The organism is Rhodococcus oryzae (assembly GCF_005049235.1).
In the GTDB taxonomy this organism is placed as follows: Bacteria; Actinomycetota; Actinomycetes; order Mycobacteriales; family Mycobacteriaceae; genus Rhodococcus_G; species Rhodococcus_G oryzae.
This window is the reverse complement of the sequence record NZ_SUMD01000011.1, coordinates 56,976-73,428: the sequence shown is the minus strand read 5'-3', so window position 1 is coordinate 73,428 and position 16,453 is coordinate 56,976. Positions and strand designations below refer to the sequence as shown.

The window sequence follows — 16,453 nt, the reverse complement described above, 5'->3', positions numbered from 1 at the left end:
CCAAGTCTCGTGGCAAATAAATTGCATGGGTAATGCAACCAATATATAGTTGCAGACTGCAAGCATCAATCACTCTGTTCAGGGGAGCCCATGGCCGTGCAGACCGCCACCGCGGAGGACCTCGTCGAGGAGGTCTTTCTCTTCGGGAGGGCGTTGCGCAATATTCTCGGCGGCGCCGACACGAGCGGACTTCCGCCAGCACTTCTCGGGGTGCTGCACGTGCTGGCCACCGTCGGTCAGTGCAGACAGATGGAGCTCGCCTCCAACCTGTGCGTCAGTCAGTCGTCGTTGAGTCGACAGATCGCGGATCTGGTGGATGCCGGGTTCGTCGAGCGGCACGCCGATCCGGAAGACGGGCGGGTCTCGCTCGTGCGGCTGTCGGAGTCCGGGACAGAGCTGCTGAGGGCGAACAGAGAACGCCGGGCCGAACGCCTACGCACCCTGCTGGGCGAATGGAGTGAGGAAGAGGCCCACGAAGCCGTGACCTCGCTCCGTCGGCTCAAGAACACCTTCATGACCCCGCCGGTACGGAGAGCCGTGTCCGACGCCGTTTCTCAGAACCAGGGGAGAACACACCTATGACCGAAACCGACAACCAGCCTCGCCACGCCGCCCCGCCGGGCGATGAGGTGCTGATGACTCACCGCGAGATCCTCGAGGTCCTCGCGGGGCTGCTCGCGGCGCTGTTCACCGCGCTGCTCAGCTCGACGATCGTCTCGACGGCCCTGCCCACGATCATCGGTGATCTCAACGGCAGCCAGACCCAGTTCGCCTGGGTCATCACCACGGCGCTGCTGGCCACCGCGGCGTCGACGCCGATCTGGGGCAAACTCTCCGATCTCTACAACAAGAAGGTCCTGGTCCAGTCGGCGATCGTGATCTTCGTGGTCGGCTCGATCATCGCCGGCTTCGCCCCGAACGTGCCGGTCCTGTTGGGTGCCCGCGTGATCCAGGGCATCGGCATGGGCGGTCTGACCGCGCTCGTCGTCGCCATCATCGGAAGCATCATCCCGCCGCGCGACCGCGGCCGGTACTCCGGATACATGGGTGGGGTCATGGCGGTGTCGATGGCAGGCGGCCCGGTCCTCGGCGGCGTCATCGCCGACGGGCTCGGCTGGCGCTGGTGCTTCTTCGTCTGCGTCCCGCTCGCCGTGATCGCGCTCGTCCTGCTGCAGAAGACGCTGCACATCGAGACCGACCGCAAGGAGGGCGTCACCATCGACTGGCTCGGCGCGACCCTGCTGACGGCGGGCGTCTCGGTGCTGCTGATCTGGGTGTCCTTCGCGGGCAAGGCCACCTACTACGACTGGATCTCCGCCGAGTCCGCGGCGCTGGTGGGCATCGGTGTCCTGCTGCTGATCGCCACCGTTTTCGTCGAGAGCAAGGCCACCTCGCCGATCATCCCGCTCAAGATCGTCACCGAGCGGACCACCGCGCTCGCCATCATCTCCTCGGTCGCGGTCGGCGTCGGACTATTCGGTGCCACCACGTTCCTCGGCCAGTACTTCCAGACCGCGCGCGGGCACACCCCGACCGAGGCCGGCTTGCTGACGATCCCGATGGTGTTCGGCATGCTGGTGGGCACCGTCGGCTCGGGCCAGCTGATCACCAAGTTCGGCAAGTGGAAGGGCTTCGTCGTCGCGGGCTCCATCCTGCAGCTCATCGGCTTCCTGCTGCTGAGCACGATCGACCACGAGACGCACATGTGGCTGATCGGGCTGATGATCGCCCTGCTCGGCCTCGGCACCGGCATGCTGATGCAGAACGTCGTCCTGGCGGTGCAGAACACGGTGAGCGTCCACAACATCGGTGCCGCCAGCAGTGTGGTCGCCTTCTTCCGGACCTTCGGCGGCGCGATCGGTGTCTCGGTGCTCGGCTCGGTGCTGGCCACCCGGGTCACCGACCTCACCGCGGAGGGATTCGCGAAGCTCGGTATCGACTCGCACACGCCCGGCGGCGGCGGCAACCTGAACCTGAAGGCGCTGCCCGCTCCCGTGCAGGACGTGATCCGGATGGCCTACGGCGACGCAACCGGTCGGATCTTCCTGATCGCGGCGGCCGTTGCGGTGGTCACCGTCATCGCGGTGATCTTCCTGCCGAACAAGCCGCTGCGGACCACGATCGACCTCAAGCCGTCCGTTGCGGACGTGGAGTACGAGAAGGTCTAGTCGGCCCGGCAGGGACCCGACACATCCGGGACACGACACAACAGTGCGGCCCACCCCAACCGGGGTGGGCCGCACTGCGTCGTGGCTCAGATGACGGCCGGCTCAGGCGGCCCGGAATACGTCGGCGTTGATATATGCCGCCACCAGATCGTGGTACTCACGGCGCGGGCGGTGGTCCGCGGGCAGGACTCCGGCCAGCGGAGCCTGCGAGCGGAACTGGTCGAGGTTGAAGGCCTGCCCGCCGTTGGTCCGGCGGCCGATGACGACCACGCCCATGAGCGCGATCAGTACCGAGGAAAGAACGAGATAGGGGATCACCGCACCAGTGTCGCCGACCGACCCGCACCTTCCCAAACTCTGGGAACGAGATCTTCGGCACAGGTGATGCAGGTCACGGGCGCTTTTTGGGGGTTCAGATCAGGGTCCAGCGCACCCGCACCGCCACCGACAGCTCGGTCTCGCCGCGTTCGATCGGCATGGCATCGGCCGACGCCTTCATCGCCCGCACCATCGGCCTCGGCATCGGCGGCGAGTCGACGTCCTCGGAGACCTCGACGACCTTGCCGAGCTCGCGTCCCGACAGGCCCGCGTACTGTTTCGCCTTCGCGAGGGCATCGGCGAAGGCCGCGTCCCTGGCCTGACTCAGCAGCCCGGCCTGGTCGGCGATCCCCAGCTCGAGACCGCCGAGCCGGACGTCGTCCCCGCCCGCGCCGACGCAGTCGGCGATGACCCGACCTGGGTCCGACAGATCGCGCAGCGTCACCGACAGTGCGGTACTGGCGATGTAGCCGACCACCTGCTGGCCCTGGTTCTCCTGCCACACGGTGTCCGCGTGCACGGACAGTCCCGTGGTGGAGACGTCGGCGGGGGATACCCCGGCCGAGCGGAGCGCCTCGGAGACGGCCTGGGCCGCCTGCCCAGCCCGTTCGAACGCACTGGTCACCTCGGGCCTGCGAGCCTCCACGGACACCGTGATCCGCATGATGTCGGGGGAGGCGGCCGCCGAGCCGTGGCCGAGGACGGTGACGGACGATGTCATCTGCGAGGTCACGACTTCTTGTTGTACAGGCGCATCGTGATGGGCCCGAAGATCAGGATGAAGCCGGCACACCAGCCGAGCACGATGGCCAGATCGCCGAGCTCGACGGTGCCCGCCATCAACCCGCGGATCGCGGTCACCAGCTTGCTGATCGGATTGACGTTCACAAAGGCCTGCAGCCAGCTCGGCATGGTGGACGGGTCGACGAAGATGTTGCTCGCGAACGTGAGCGGGAACAGGATGAACATCGACACGCCCATCACGGCCTGCTCGGTGCGCATCAGCATCGCGAACATCGTCCATACCCACGACATGCTGAACGAGAACAGCAGCAGCAGCGCGATGGAGGCCACCACGCCGACGAACCCGCCCTGCGGCCGGAACCCGATGATCAGTCCGAGGACCATCACGATCACCGAGGCGATCGTGTACCGGACCACATCGCCGAAGAGGGCACCGACCAGCGGCGCGGGCCGCCAGATCGGCAGGGACCGGAAGCGGTCGAAGACGCCCTTCTCGATGTCCTTGTTCAGCGTCAGACCGGTGTACATGGTGATCATGACGACCGTCTGGACCAGGATGCCCGGGATCAGGAACTGCACGTAGGCCTCGGTGGACCCGGCGAGGGCACCGCCGAACAGGTACGTGAACATCAGCGTGAACATGATCGGGAACATGGTCACGTCGAACAACTGCTCGGGCACGTGCTTGATCTTCAGCAGCGCCCGCCACCCGAAGGACAGCGACGTCGACAGCGCGTTCGGCCGTGCCGGCCGCGGCCCCGAGAGCTGCAGCACGTCGCTCACCGCCGGCGCAACCGACGGGGATTGCACGGAGGTCGATGTCATGATGCCGTCTCCTTCACGAATTCCTGGTCGTCTGCTGATTCGGCCGGCCGGCCGGTGAGCGCGAGGAACACCTCGTCGAGGCTGGGCTGTCCGAGCGCGAAGGTGGTCACCGAGATGCCCGCGTCGTCGAGTGCGGGCAGCGCGCGGGCGACCCGCTGCGGGTCCTCGATCCGCGCTGTCAGCGCCGCCGGATCGGATTCCCGCGTGATCTCGACGCCGAGGACGTCGCCGAGCAGGACGGCCGCCGCGTCCCGTTTCGCCTGATCCGCGACGCGCACGTGCAGGGCGCCGGACCCGACCGAGGCCTTGAGCTCGCCGGTGGTGCCCTCCGCGATGACCTTGCCGTGGTCGATCACCGCGACCCGGTCGGCCAGCTGATCGGCCTCGTCGAGGTACTGGGTGGTGAGCAGCACGGTGGTGCCGCCCGCGACCAGGGCCCGGACGATCTCCCAGACCTGGTTGCGGCTGCGTGGATCGAGTCCGGTGGTCGGTTCGTCGAGGAAGATCAGCTCCGGTGTGACGATGATGCTGGCCGCGATGTCCAGGCGCCTGCGCATCCCGCCGGAGAACGTCTTCACCTGCCGCGGTCCCGCCTCGACGAGGTCGAAGGCCGTCAGCAGCTGTTCGGACCTGGCCTTGGCGCCCGCCCTCGAGAAGCCGAACAGTCGGGCCAGCAGCACCAGGTTCTCGGTGCCGGACAGGTCCTCGTCCAGCGAGGCGAACTGACCGGTCAGGGCGACCTTGCTGCGGACCGTGTCCGCTTCCTTGGCGACGTCGTGCCCGAGCACCCTGGCGCTGCCGCCGTCGATCTCGAGCAGGGTCGCGAGCATGCGGATGGTGGTGGTCTTGCCCGCGCCGTTGGGTCCGAGGACGCCGTATACGCCGCCGGAGGGAACCGCGAGATCGACACCGTCGACCGCGACGTTGGATCCGAACCGTTTGACCAGTCCCTCGGTTTCGATCGCGAGTCCTGCGTTCAAGGTCATGTGAAGTACCTTCTCCGATCCTGCGGTCGACGGCAACGTAGTTTCGAGCGTAGGTGCCGGGTCCGACAATTCGGGCGGGATCGACTCGCTGACGGGCGGCTCAGCCCAGGCGGCCCCGCGGCGCCAGCGACCGGATCGCGGCCTCCATCTGGGCATATGCGCCCGCCGCCAACTGCTCGAGGAGTGCCACCTTGAGGCCGGGTGCTTCGGCGCTGAGGCGGGCGAAACGGTCCGGCGGCACCACCGCCAATCGAACATCGGTGTCGGCGTGCACGTCGCCGAGGAACCGTTCCCCGATCAGCATCGGCATCTCGCCGAACGTCATCCCAGGCGCGAGTGTGGTGATCCGGTGGGGGACCCCGTCCGTCCCCTGCAGGGTGTTGCTCACCCGCCCGGCGAGGATCAGGAATATGCCCGCCGCCGGATCGCCGCGCTGCACGATCAGCTCGCCCTTGGCGACAGTCCGGATCTCCAGCTCACCCGCGAATCTGTCGAACTGCTCGGCGCTGAGCGCCGAAAGCAGGGGGTGTTCGGCGAGCGTGATCGACTCCGGCAGCCTGTCGCCCGCGCAGTGCCGGTCCAGGAGAGTGTCCTCGCACCACTCGAGGGCCGAGTCGAGATCGACGAAAACCCGGCCGCCTGCGGCGGGAGCCAGCCCGGAGGTGGTGTGCCCCAGCCGGCCCTCGGGGTCGACAAGCGCGAGCTGGCAGCCCTTGACGCCGAGGTCGTCGTACAGGTCGGACAGCATCCTGCCCGCGACCCCGCTGACGTCGTCCACCCGCCGGACGTCGACGGCGACCGCCTCGAGTTCGCCGCTCTGCGCGGTGATCTCGCGCACCGCGGTCTCCGTGCCCGCGAACAGCAGGTCACCGTGCAATTCGTAGATCCGCGCGCGACGCCCGAACTTCTCGAGCGACTCGCGTTCGGCCTGCCCGCGTCGCTGCCTCGACGGCGCCTCCGCGACCGAGTAACTGGACCTGACCGCGGACCTGGCCGCGCGCGTCACGTGCAGGAAGTGCAGCTCGAGTTCCTTCGAGAGCTCCCGGCAGGCCTGCACCCCGCGGACGCTGTTGCCGTGGGCGTCGAGCCGCGGCGAGTACACCGCGATCCCGATCTGACCGGGCAACACCGCGAGCACGCCGCCGCCGACGCCGCTCTTCGCGGGCAGGCCCACCTGCGTCACCCAGTCGCCCGCGGCGTCGTACATCCCGCAGGTGGTCATCACGCTCAGTACCCGTTCGACGAGGTCAGGCGCCAGCGCCCGTTCGTGGGTGACCGGGTTGACCCCGTTGTTGGCCAGCGTCGCACCCATCAGTGCGAGGTCGCGGCAGGTGACGTCGATCGAGCACTGCCTGAAGTAGAGGTCGACGGCCGCATCGGGGTCGTCCGCGATGATGCCGAACGAGCGCAGCATGTGGCCGATGGCCCGGTTGCGGTGACCGGTGCGGGCCTCGGATCGGTAGACCGCCTCGTTGAGCGCGAGCTCGCGGCCCGCGTAGCGGGAGTAGCACCGGCGCAGTCGCTCGAATCGATGCTCGGCATCGTCCCCGTCGATCAGCGAGGCGGCCGCGATCGCGCCCGCGTTGATCATGGGGTTACGGGGCCGCTCCGTGACAGGGTCGAGGCTGATCTCGTTGAAGGGCTCTCCGGACGGTTCGACATCGATCTTCTCGGCGACGGCGCTCAGGCCGCGGTCGGCCAGCGCCAGACCGTAGGTCAGGGGTTTCGAGATGGATTGGATGGTGAACTCGGTGTGCGCGTCGCCCGACTCGTAGACGTATCCGTCGGAGGTGGCGATACACAGGGAGAACGAGTCGGGCGCGACGGCGGCGAGTTCCGGGATGTAGTCGGCGAGTTCTCCGGTGCGGTTCTCCCGGCACCGTGCGAACACTTCCCCGATGAGGCCGTCCACGACGTTGCGCATGGGGTCAGCCTAGGTCCACCGCGGTGACCTCGGTCACCGAAGTTCGGCATAATGAGCAGGCAACGCCGCCGCGCCGCGCGGGTGGACGGGACGTCGGGTGGTTGTCGGATGCGGACTCCGTAGACTGGGTCGGTCGGCACGGTGTCGACGCCGTGTTCACGCAGTTCTTTGCTGTGTCTCTGGAGGGAGCGATCTCGTTGGGTGTCCTTTCTCGAATCCAGGCGCCCACCGATCTGCGCGCGCTGAGCCCCGCCGAGATGCGGGAGCTCGCCACGGAGATCCGTGAATTCCTCGTCCACAAGGTCTCCGCCACCGGCGGACACCTCGGGCCGAACCTGGGCGTCGTCGAGCTCACCTTGGCGCTGCACCGCGTCTTCGACTCGCCGTCCGACCCGATCATCTTCGACACCGGCCATCAGGCCTACGTGCACAAGATGGTCACGGGCCGGATGGACCAGTTCGACTCACTTCGCAAGCAGGGTGGGCTGTCCGGTTACCCGTGCCGCGCCGAGAGCGAACACGACTGGGTCGAGTCCTCCCATGCCTCCGCCGCGTTGTCCTACGCGGACGGTCTGGCGAAGGCCTTCGAACTGACCGGGCAGGATCGGCACGTGGTCGCCGTGGTCGGCGACGGTGCGTTGACCGGCGGAATGTGTTGGGAGGCACTCAACAACATCGCGGCGGGCCGCAATCGCTCGGTCGTCATCGTCGTGAACGACAACGGCCGCTCCTACGCCCCGACCATCGGTGGGCTCGCCGATCACCTCGCGGCGCTGCGGCTGCAGCCGGGCTACGAGAAGGTCCTCGACAACAGTCGGCGCATGGTCAAGAAGATGCCGTGGGTGGGGCGCGCCGCGTACCAACTCCTGCACGGCATGAAGGCCGGGATCAAGGACATGGTGAGCCCACAGGTCATGTTCACCGACCTCGGCATCAAGTACCTGGGGCCGGTCGACGGCCATGACGAGGCCGCCCTCGAGTCGGCGATGCGACGGGCGAAGTCCTTCGGTGGACCGGTGATCGTGCACGCCGTGACGCGCAAGGGCATGGGTTACGCCCATGCTGAGAACCATGTCGCCGATCAGATGCACGCGACCGGCGTCATCGATCCGCTCACCGGGCGGTCGACGTCCGAGCCCGCCGCGGACTGGACCTCGGTGTTCTCGGAGGAGTTGGTCGCCCAGGCCGAGCGCCGCCAGGACATCGTCGCGATCACCGCGGCCATGCCGGGGCCGACCGGCCTCGCGGCCTTCGGCGAGCGGTTCCCGGACCGGATGTTCGACGTCGGCATCGCCGAACAGCACGCGCTCACCTCTGCTGCAGGCCTCGCCCTCGGCGGGCTGCACCCGGTGGTCGCGGTGTACTCGACCTTCCTCAACCGCGCGTTCGACCAGTTGCTGATGGATGTGGCGCTGCTCGACCAGCCCGTGACGATCGTTCTCGACCGGGCGGGGATCACAGGTCCGGACGGCGCCAGCCACAACGGCATGTGGGACTTCTCGCTGCTCGGGATTGTGCCGGGCATCCGCGTCGCCGCGCCGAGGGATGCGGCCTCGTTGCGGGAGGAGCTCGCGGAGGCGCTCGCGGTCAGCGATGGCCCGACGGCGTTGCGATTCCCGAAGGGCGCTGTGGCCGAGGACATCCCGGCGATCGAGCGACTCGGTGGCACGGTGGATGTGCTGCGCATGCCAGAGGCGGGCACGGGAGATGTGCTGATCGTCGCTGTCGGCCCCTTCGCCGAGGTGGCACTCGAAACGGCCGTCCGACTCGAGCAGCAGGGCATCAGTGCCGCGGTCGTCGACCCGCGCTGGGTGCTGCCGGTGCCCGAGGCGCTGGTCACTCTCGCCGAGGGCTTCCGCATGGTCGTCACGGTCGAGGACAGCGGAGTGCACGGTGGCATCGGCTCCAGCGTCTCGGCCGCTCTGCGCGCCGCAGGGGTGGACACGCCCTCGAGGGATGTCGGTGTGCCGCAACGGTTCCTGGACCACGCCTCGCGAGATCAGATCCTCAAGGAACTCGGTCTCACCGCGCAGGATCTGGCCCGCCAGGTCACCGGCTGGGTCGTCGGTGTGCGTCCGGGCGCGCCCGAAAAGTCTGAAGTGGAAGTGCGCAACCCCCGAATCAGTTAGATTGGTGCAAATCGCTAACCAATTGGGGGAACTTTCGCATGGGTACCGCTCTGTCTCGTCCGCGTTCTGACGGCGAGAGGGTCCGGATGAGCACACTGGGAGTCGTGTCGGCGAGGGGCGAGCGGGCCGGCGCATCGGGCTCGGTCGCCGCGACCGATCCCGCTCTGCTGAGCGCGGTCGAGGCGGCGAACCTGTTGCAGACCCGCAAGCTGCATCCCCGAGAGTTGTTGGACGCCTGCCTGTCTCGCAGCGCCGAATTGGACGGCGACGTGTCGGCCTGGGTTCGGATCTATCCGGAGCTGGCATACGCGCAGGCCGACCGTGCGGCCCAGCGTCTCTCCGCCGCCGAGGTCGCGCGCCACGGCGCGGCGCCCCTGGTGTGCGGCCTGCCCATCGCGCTCAAGGATCTGTTCGCGGTGGAGGGTCTGCCGCTGACGGCGTCGAGCCGGGTGCTCGAGGGCAACATCGCCGCGGGTAACGCCACCGTGGTGCAGCGCCTGAGTGAGGCGGGCATGGTTCTGATGGGGCACGCGCACACCCACGAGTTCGCGATCGGATCGTGCACCCCGCAGGTCGGAAATCCCTGGGACACAACAGCGTCCGTCGGTGGTTCCTCGGGTGGTAGCGCCGCCGTTGTGGCCGCGCGATTCGCGCCGCTGGCCACCGGTACGGATACCGGTGGGTCGATTCGCCTGCCTGCATCGGTGTGCGGGGTGAGCGCCATCAAGCCCACCTACGGTCTGTGCAGCAGCTATGGCGTCATCCCCGGGATCTGGAGTCGCGATCACGTCGGTTCGATCGGCCACAGCATCGCCGACGCGGCACTGCTGCTCGGCTTCATGGCGGGATTCGACCCGCAGGACCCGGTGACCGCGACCGCGCCCGCTCTGCCCGAGGGCGGATACCCTCTCGTTGCCCGCGGCGGACGGAATCCTCTGGCGGGTAAGCGGTTCGGACTCCCCAACGGAGTCGGCGAGGCATTGCCGGGCGCACTCGCCGCGGTCTTCGAGGGATTCATCGGACTCGTGCGCGAGCTCGGTGGGGAGATCGTGGCCGTCGAGATGCCGCCGCTGCCGGAGGGAATGCTCCCAGGCGACTACATCGAGGCCGGTGCCTACCATCGCCAGTTCTCCGACCGGGCAGCCGATTACGAGCCGATGTCCGCAGCGATGATGGGCGGCGCGATCGCGATGCTGGCCGCACCGGTCTCCGAGTACTGGGACTTCCAGCGTTCACGAGCCGAGTATCAGCGTGCATACAACCGGATGCTCGCGGACAACCGGCTCGACTGTGTGCTGCTTCCCGGTACGAAGCTGGACGGTGTGAAGCGTCCGGAGAACGTGGTCGGCGATGTCGAGTGGGCGAATTACAGTGGTGCGCCTGCTCTCTGCATTCCGGCGGGCCGATCGGCCGAGACGGGCATCCCGTTCGGTGTTCAGCTCGGTGGGCGGCCATGGGATGAGGCCGGGCTGATCGCGATGGCCCTCGAACTCCAGGAGGCGCAACCGATCTGGCGGGAGATGGCGCCGCTGTCCGGTGCCCCCCGTCAGATCCCGGAGGTCTCGCTCGGGACGCCCGGTGCCGGTCCCGACCCGACCAACACCGATGCCGCCCCCGCCGCGTTCCGGATCATCGCCACGACGGCCACCGACCGGATCTGACGTTCGGGGCCGGTGATCAGCCGGCCGCCTCCAGGGTGCGTCCGCGGGTCTCCTTGACGAAGCGCAGAACGACGAAGAACGAGATCGCGGACATCGCGGCGTACCCGCCGTATGTGAGCGAGAGGTTCCAGTCCGCGAGCGTCGGGAAGGTCGAGGAGACCAGGAAGTTCGCGACCCAGTTGGCGGCCGTGGCGACGCCGACCGCGGCGGCTCGGACCCGGTTCGGGAAGAGTTCGCTGATCAGGACCCAGACCACGGGGCCCCAGGAGAGGGCGAAGAAGAACACGAACGCGTTGGCCGCCAGGAGCGCGATCATGCCGTTGGTGTCGCTGAGGGTCGCAACCGAGTCGCCGTCCGCGTCGGTGGTGATGGTGGCGGTGTTGAAGCACACCGCCGTGATGGCCAGCGAGATGGCCATCCCCACCGAGCCGATCAGCAGGAGCGGTTTGCGGCCGATCCGGTCGATGACCGCGATCGCGACGAAGGTGCCGAGAATGTTGACCAATGCACTGACGACGCTGATGAACAGGGACCTGTCCTCACCGTATCCGACCGCCTGCCACAGGGTGCTGGAGTAGTAGAAGATCACGTTGATCCCGACGAACTGCTGGAGCGCGGCGAGTGCGATTCCGACCCAGACCAGGGGCGCGACCCCGAGCCGCTTCGAGAACAGTTCGCGGACAGTGGTCTTGGTCCGGTGCTCGCTCAGCGAAGCGCGGATCTCGTTCATCCGGACGGTGACCGCCTCGTGGTCGCCGCCCTCCAGCCTGGAGATGATCTTGCGGGCATCTTCGTCGCGCGAGCGCGCGACCAGGAACCGCGGGGACTCGGGGATGGTGAAGGTCATGATCAGGTAGAGCACGGCCGGAACCGCCTCGAGCGCGAGCATCCACTGCCAGGCCTCGATTCCCGCCAGCTTGCCCCTTGCCCCGCCCGCAGACTCGGACAGTGCGTAGTTGACGAGCTGGGAGATGGCGATGCCGAGGACGATGGCGAGCTGGTACATGGATCCGAGGCGGCCCCGGATGGCGGCGGGGGAGATCTCGGCGATGTAGGCGGGCGCGATCACGGATGCGAAGCCGACCGCCACGCCGCCGAGTACGCGCCAGGCGGTGAGGTCGTAGACGCTGAACGGGAAGGCCGACCCGAGGGCGCCGACGATGAACAGCACCGCGGCCACCTGCATCACCCGGATGCGTCCGAGGCGGTCGGCGAACTCGCCGGCGATCCATGCGCCGAGCGCGGCCCCGAGCAGTGTGAGGGAGACGGTGAGTCCCGTTCCGGCGGCGCCGATGTCGTACTTGTCACGGATGGCGCCCACCGCGCCGTTGATGACCGCGGTGTCGTAGCCGAAGAGGAAGCCGCCGAGTGCGGCCGCCCCCGCGAACATCACGGCGTGGGCGACGTCCGCCTTCGCCGCGCCCGACCCGGTGCCGCCGAAGGCGGTGTCGCTCTGTGCCATCTCTGACCCCTAGCGCGTCCCGCGGTCGACGCCCCATTGCGTCGTGCAACACCCGGGACAGTGTGGACGCTACGCCGATGCGGGTGCGATGTTGGCGATAAACGCCGGGAGTTGCTGGGTCAGCCGGCGAGTAGTAGCTGACTGCGGTTGTGGGCTGGGATGGGTTTTCGTTCGTGGTCGATCCAGGCTGGCGGGATGAACCACGGGTGCTGGTCGTCGCCGATGTGGACCTGCCAGTCGCCTTTGTGGATGAGGGTGTGGTGGAACCTGCAGAGCAGTACCAGGTTCGTGAGTTTGGTTTCGCCGCCGTCCGACCAGTGGTGGATATGGTGGCCGTCGGTCCAGGCGGCGGGGCGCCCGCATCCGGGGAAGGCGCATCCGCAGTCGCGGGCGTCGAGGGCGCGTCGGAGTCGGCGGGGGATGGTCCGGGTGGTGCGGCCTACGTCGAGTGGGTTGCCGTCATCGTCCATGACGATCGGGGTAATCGAGGCGTCGCAGGAGAGGGTGACGGCGAGGCGGAGGCCGATCGGTCCGAGCCAGGGCATCCAGGCGGGGCCGCGGCGGATGAAGGACGGCCCGGGTCTCCTTGCCGTCGGATTCTCCTCGGGCTCGGCGCCTGCGCCGCGGGTGGCGTTGGCGAGGTCGCCGAGGCCGACGAAGACGGTCATGTGGGGTCTTTCGCCGCCTTCGCCGGGGGCGGCGCCGGTGTCGAGGTGGTGGCGGATGATGTCGGCGAACGCGTCGGCGCGCCGTTGGGGTGCGGACCGGGGGTCGGGTTCGCGCTGACCGCTGGTGGTGTTGCGTCCGGGCTGCGGCTTGGACAGTGCTGACAGGGCGGTCATGAGTTGTTCGCCGGTGGCCTTGTCGAAGTGTCCCTTGATGCGCAGTCGGCCACCGGCGGTGCGGGAGGCGAAGAGCTCGTTGAGCTTGTCGTTCTCGTCGTCGGGTGGTGTCGTGTCGTCGGGTTGGAGCATCGAGGCCATCTGCGGGTGTCCTCGGCGTTCTCCCGGGCGCCGTTGGTGAGGAGGTACGTGGTGCATTGGCTGGCGCATTCGGCGGCGGGGTCGTCGAAGTCTCCGCCGTTGGCGGAGTTCTTGATGTCGGAGGTGTAGTCGGGGACCTTGAGGAGCAGTCCGATGATCGATCGGGCCTGCTCGCTGTCGATGTCACCGTTCTCGAAGGAGGCCTTGACGTCGGGGAAGCGGTCGAGGTCGGCGCCCAGTGACATCACGCGTTTGGCATGGCCTGGGGTGAGTTTCGACGACTCGGCCAGCCAGCCCTCGGCGGAGGAGGCGCCGGTCAGCGTGACCGCGCCACGGAATGCGGCCTCCTGCGCCAGTCGCACCCGCAGCGCCTCGAGTTGGCGGATCCGCGTCGACAGCTCCGGCAGCAGGGCCACGAGTTCGCGTTCACCGATCTGCCACGCGACCACGTCCTGGGGTCGGTCGAGCAGCTCGGCGAGGTGCATGCATCAAAGACTACTAGAACATATGTTCGATCGCAATGGTGTCATTGCCCCTCCAGGTCCGGCGACCGAGCGGAGGTGGAGCGCTGTAGTTGGCTCCCTAGGCTGGATTCCTGGGCGCGAGCGTGGCGAAAGATTGACGGAGGAGTTCCACGGCGTCCATGGTCTCGTCAGGCTCAGCCCAGGTGGTCAGCGCAACGTCGAAGCAGGCCAGCGACGCCTGCACCAGTGTCTGTGCTCGCAGTACCGCGAGATCGCCGGCCAGTCGCTCCTGCACGAGCGGGGTGAGCAGGCTTGCCCACAGCAGGTGCTTTTCGAGGTTGCGAGCGCGTAGGGAGGCCGCGCTCGTCAGAACACGCATGGTCCTCTTACTTCGTTGTTCGTCCCTATTCGGTTGAGCCAGTAGGGCTTCGAAGGACGCACGCAGAGAATCCCAGACCGGTTCATCGGCAGGCCGCGCGGCGAAGGCGTCGCGGACGAACTCGCCCCAGGGGACGAGGTCGCCGATGACGGCGTCCTCCTTGGCTGGGAAGTAGCGGTGGAAGCTGCGGGCCGAAATGCCCACCTCGGCAGCGATCTGCTCGACGGTGACCGCATCGAAACCCTGCTGCGCGAACAGGTCGATCGCAACCTCGGCGATCCGTGTGCGCACGGCCTTGCGCGTGATGTCGCGTAGGCCTGGATTCGATGAGGTTTCCACGATGGAAGCGTACAGTGTCGAAAGTGTCAGAGACTGACATAGTTGACGGATCATGACACCTGGTGGAAGGGCTTCTCATGGACACTCGCACTCTCGGCGGACAGGGCCTGGCCGCTGCCGCGGTCGGCTACGGGGCGATGGGCACCGCCACGGGTTATGGCCCCACCGACGACGCCGAGTCGATCGCGGCGATCCGAATGGCTCATGAGCTCGGCGTGACGATGTTCGACACCGCCGAGATGTACGGATGGGGCGAAGGCGAGAAACTGCTCGGACGGGCGCTGGCGCCGATCCGCGACGACGTGGTCATCGCGACGAAGTTCGGCTTCACCCACTCCTTCGGTCTCGACTCGCGTCCGGAGCATATCCGCGAGGTGGTCGAGGCCAGCCTGCGTAACCTCTGCGTCGACACGATCGACCTGCTGTACCAGCATCGCCCCGACCCGAACATCCCGATCGAAGACGTGATCGGCACGATGCAAGAGTTCGTCGAGGCAGGCAAGGTCAAATATCTGGGGCTGTCCGAGGCGGACGAGTCCACCATCCGCGCCGCGCACGCGGTACACCCGATCTCGGTGCTGCAGACCGAGTGCTCGATCTTCGCGCGCGACGTCGAACCCCTGTTTCCTGTCCTCGAGGAGCTCGGTATCGGATTCGTCGCATATTCACCGCTGGCTCGGGGCTTCCTCAGTGGCGCGGTAGCCTCCCGTGAGAGTTACGACGCCAACGACTTCCGCCAGTACATCCCCTGGTGGGCGCCGGAGAACTTCCACGCCAATGTCGCCATCGTCGATGAGTTGACCGCACTCGCCGCAGGCAGGGGCGCCACGCTCGCGCAGCTTTCACTGGCGTGGCTGCTGACCCGCAAGGACTACATCGTCCCGATCCCGGGATCTCGCAACCCGCAGCGCGTCGAGCAGAACGTGACCGCGGCCGAACTGGGCCTGACTCCCGACGATCTCGCCGCCATCGCGCAGATAGCCCCCACTGGTGGTGTCGGCGGCCGCATGTAGGTAGCGGTGCCTCAGCCGGCGCGCTTCGCCGCCTCCGACAACTGCGGGACGATCTTGTCGAGCACCCACGGGATGCTGAGCACGTTGACGTTGCTGAGTCCTGCGATGACCTGCTGGTCGCTGAGGAGGACGGCCGAGCCGCGCTGAACCGCCCCGAGCGAGGCGATGGCGGGGTTGCCGAGCGGATCTGTCGCGCCGTCGGTGAAGGCCACGATGACGTCCGCGTCGATGTCGCGCACGTTCTCCAACGAGATGTCCTGGTAGAACTTGCCGCTCTCGTTGGCCGCGGCGAGCTTCTCCACGCCGGGGGCATTGACGAATCCGAGCTCGGTGAGGACCTGGACCCGCGGATCCGTCGGCAGGTACACGTTGGCCTCACCCGCGCCGGTGTCGAAGTTCACCACCGCGAGAGTCTTTCCCGCGAACTCGGGGTGCTGGGATCCGGTGTCGGCCAGGGTCTTCCCCAGTCCGTCGATCAGGCCCTTCGCCTCGTCTGGCTTGCCGACCGCCTCGCCGATGATGCTGGTCTGGTCCTGCCAGGTCGTCTGCCAGGCCTTGCCCGGATAGGCGACGGTGGGCGCGAGCCGGCTGAGCTTGTCATAGTAGGCCTGGTCGAATCCCTCGTACGGCGCCAGGATCGCGTCAGGGGCCAGCGCGGCCAGTGTCTCGATGGACGGCTCGCCTGCCTGCGGATCGTCGAACAGCGTGGTCTTGTCAGCGTCGTAGTATTTCTCGGCCCAGGGCATCACGCCGTTCGGGTTGGCTCCGTACACGTACTTCGGCTGGCCGACGGGCGTGAGGCCGAGCGCGTAGAGCACATCCTGGGCGTTCCAGCCCATGGTGACGAGTCGGTCCGGCCTCGCGTCGAGGGTGGTGGTGCCGAAGGTGTTGTCGATGCTGACCGGGTAGGTGCCGTCGCCTCCAGCTGTGGAACCGGAGTTCGCGGTGTCGGAAGCGCAGCCGACCAGGGTGGTGGCGGCGAGGGCGGCGATGCCGAGACGAAAGAGTGAACGCATACAGGGGAGCCTAACCTAACTATCCTGGCCCCGGAAACGGGT

General features: G+C 67.6%; 14 protein-coding genes and 1 pseudogene. 5 read left to right on the top strand and 10 right to left on the bottom strand.

All coding sequences use genetic code 11. The features are described from left to right. Positions 1 to 90: 90 nt before the first annotated feature. Both FCG67_RS20440 and FCG67_RS20435 read left to right on the top strand, forming a co-directional pair. Complete coding sequence (locus FCG67_RS20440; protein ID WP_136911497.1) at positions 91 to 582, top strand: MarR family winged helix-turn-helix transcriptional regulator; 492 nt, start codon at positions 91 to 93, stop codon at positions 580 to 582. After that, positions 579 to 2,168 (top strand): MDR family MFS transporter, encoded by a 1,590-nt coding sequence (locus tag FCG67_RS20435; protein WP_136911496.1) that lies wholly within the window; start codon positions 579 to 581, stop codon positions 2,166 to 2,168. The genes FCG67_RS20440 and FCG67_RS20435 overlap by 4 nt, the downstream gene beginning before the upstream one ends. A gap of 102 nt (positions 2,169 to 2,270) precedes the next feature. Here FCG67_RS20435 and FCG67_RS20430 read toward each other — a convergent pair whose 3' ends face one another. The 5 genes from FCG67_RS20430 to glsA form a co-directional block, all read right to left on the bottom strand. Further along, positions 2,271 to 2,486, bottom strand: coding sequence for a hypothetical protein (locus FCG67_RS20430; protein ID WP_136911495.1), 216 nt, complete (start codon positions 2,484 to 2,486; stop codon positions 2,271 to 2,273). A 94-nt stretch (positions 2,487 to 2,580) separates the two neighbouring features. Next, positions 2,581 to 3,219, bottom strand: coding sequence for an SIMPL domain-containing protein (locus tag FCG67_RS20425; protein ID WP_246045193.1), 639 nt, complete (start codon positions 3,217 to 3,219; stop codon positions 2,581 to 2,583). Further along, complete coding sequence (locus tag FCG67_RS20420) at positions 3,216 to 4,055, bottom strand: ABC transporter permease (protein WP_136911494.1); 840 nt, start codon at positions 4,053 to 4,055, stop codon at positions 3,216 to 3,218. Before FCG67_RS20420 ends, FCG67_RS20425 begins: the two co-directional genes overlap by 4 nt. Next, on the bottom strand, positions 4,052 to 5,041 hold the full coding sequence (locus FCG67_RS20415) for an ATP-binding cassette domain-containing protein (RefSeq protein WP_136911493.1): 990 nt from the start codon (positions 5,039 to 5,041) through the stop codon (positions 4,052 to 4,054). Before FCG67_RS20415 ends, FCG67_RS20420 begins: the two co-directional genes overlap by 4 nt. A 100-nt stretch (positions 5,042 to 5,141) precedes the next feature. After that, on the bottom strand, positions 5,142 to 6,965 hold the full coding sequence (glsA, locus tag FCG67_RS20410; RefSeq protein WP_136911492.1) for a glutaminase A: 1,824 nt from the start codon (positions 6,963 to 6,965) through the stop codon (positions 5,142 to 5,144). Between the two features lie 197 nt (positions 6,966 to 7,162). Between glsA and dxs the strand changes: the two genes are divergently transcribed. Both dxs and FCG67_RS20400 read left to right on the top strand, forming a co-directional pair. Further along, positions 7,163 to 9,094 (top strand): 1-deoxy-D-xylulose-5-phosphate synthase, encoded by a 1,932-nt coding sequence (gene dxs, locus FCG67_RS20405; RefSeq protein WP_136911491.1) that lies wholly within the window; start codon positions 7,163 to 7,165, stop codon positions 9,092 to 9,094. Positions 9,095 to 9,180: 86 nt separating this feature from the next. Continuing rightward, the gene (locus FCG67_RS20400) at positions 9,181 to 10,755 is read left to right on the top strand and encodes an amidase (RefSeq protein WP_169310576.1); all 1,575 of its coding nucleotides are present in this window, start codon (positions 9,181 to 9,183) and stop codon (positions 10,753 to 10,755) included. 16 nt (positions 10,756 to 10,771) lie between these two features. On the opposite strand, the gene FCG67_RS20395 is transcribed toward FCG67_RS20400, so the two are convergent. The 4 genes and pseudogenes from FCG67_RS20395 to FCG67_RS20380 all read right to left on the bottom strand — a co-directional run bounded on the left by FCG67_RS20395 (position 10,772) and on the right by FCG67_RS20380 (position 14,382). Beyond that, a complete protein-coding gene (locus FCG67_RS20395; protein WP_136911489.1) occupies positions 10,772 to 12,217 on the bottom strand; it encodes a sugar porter family MFS transporter in 1,446 nt (481 codons plus the stop codon). A gap of 119 nt (positions 12,218 to 12,336) precedes the next feature. Next, the gene (locus tag FCG67_RS25600) at positions 12,337 to 13,362 is read right to left on the bottom strand and encodes an HNH endonuclease signature motif containing protein (RefSeq protein ID WP_281282352.1); all 1,026 of its coding nucleotides are present in this window, start codon (positions 13,360 to 13,362) and stop codon (positions 12,337 to 12,339) included. Between the two features lie 47 nt (positions 13,363 to 13,409). Continuing rightward, positions 13,410 to 13,685 (bottom strand): annotated as a pseudogene (locus FCG67_RS25595) (hypothetical protein); the annotation flags it as partial. Between the two features lie 97 nt (positions 13,686 to 13,782). Further along, a complete protein-coding gene (locus tag FCG67_RS20380) occupies positions 13,783 to 14,382 on the bottom strand; it encodes a TetR family transcriptional regulator (RefSeq protein ID WP_246045192.1) in 600 nt (199 codons plus the stop codon). A gap of 77 nt (positions 14,383 to 14,459) precedes the next feature. Here FCG67_RS20380 and FCG67_RS20375 point away from each other — a divergent pair, with 77 nt between their 5' ends. Beyond that, the gene (locus FCG67_RS20375) at positions 14,460 to 15,395 is read left to right on the top strand and encodes an aldo/keto reductase (RefSeq protein WP_136911485.1); all 936 of its coding nucleotides are present in this window, start codon (positions 14,460 to 14,462) and stop codon (positions 15,393 to 15,395) included. 11 nt (positions 15,396 to 15,406) lie between these two features. On the opposite strand, the gene FCG67_RS20370 is transcribed toward FCG67_RS20375, so the two are convergent. Further along, on the bottom strand, positions 15,407 to 16,411 hold the full coding sequence (locus FCG67_RS20370) for an iron-siderophore ABC transporter substrate-binding protein (protein ID WP_136911484.1): 1,005 nt from the start codon (positions 16,409 to 16,411) through the stop codon (positions 15,407 to 15,409). Between the last annotated feature and the right edge of the window lie 42 nt (positions 16,412 to 16,453).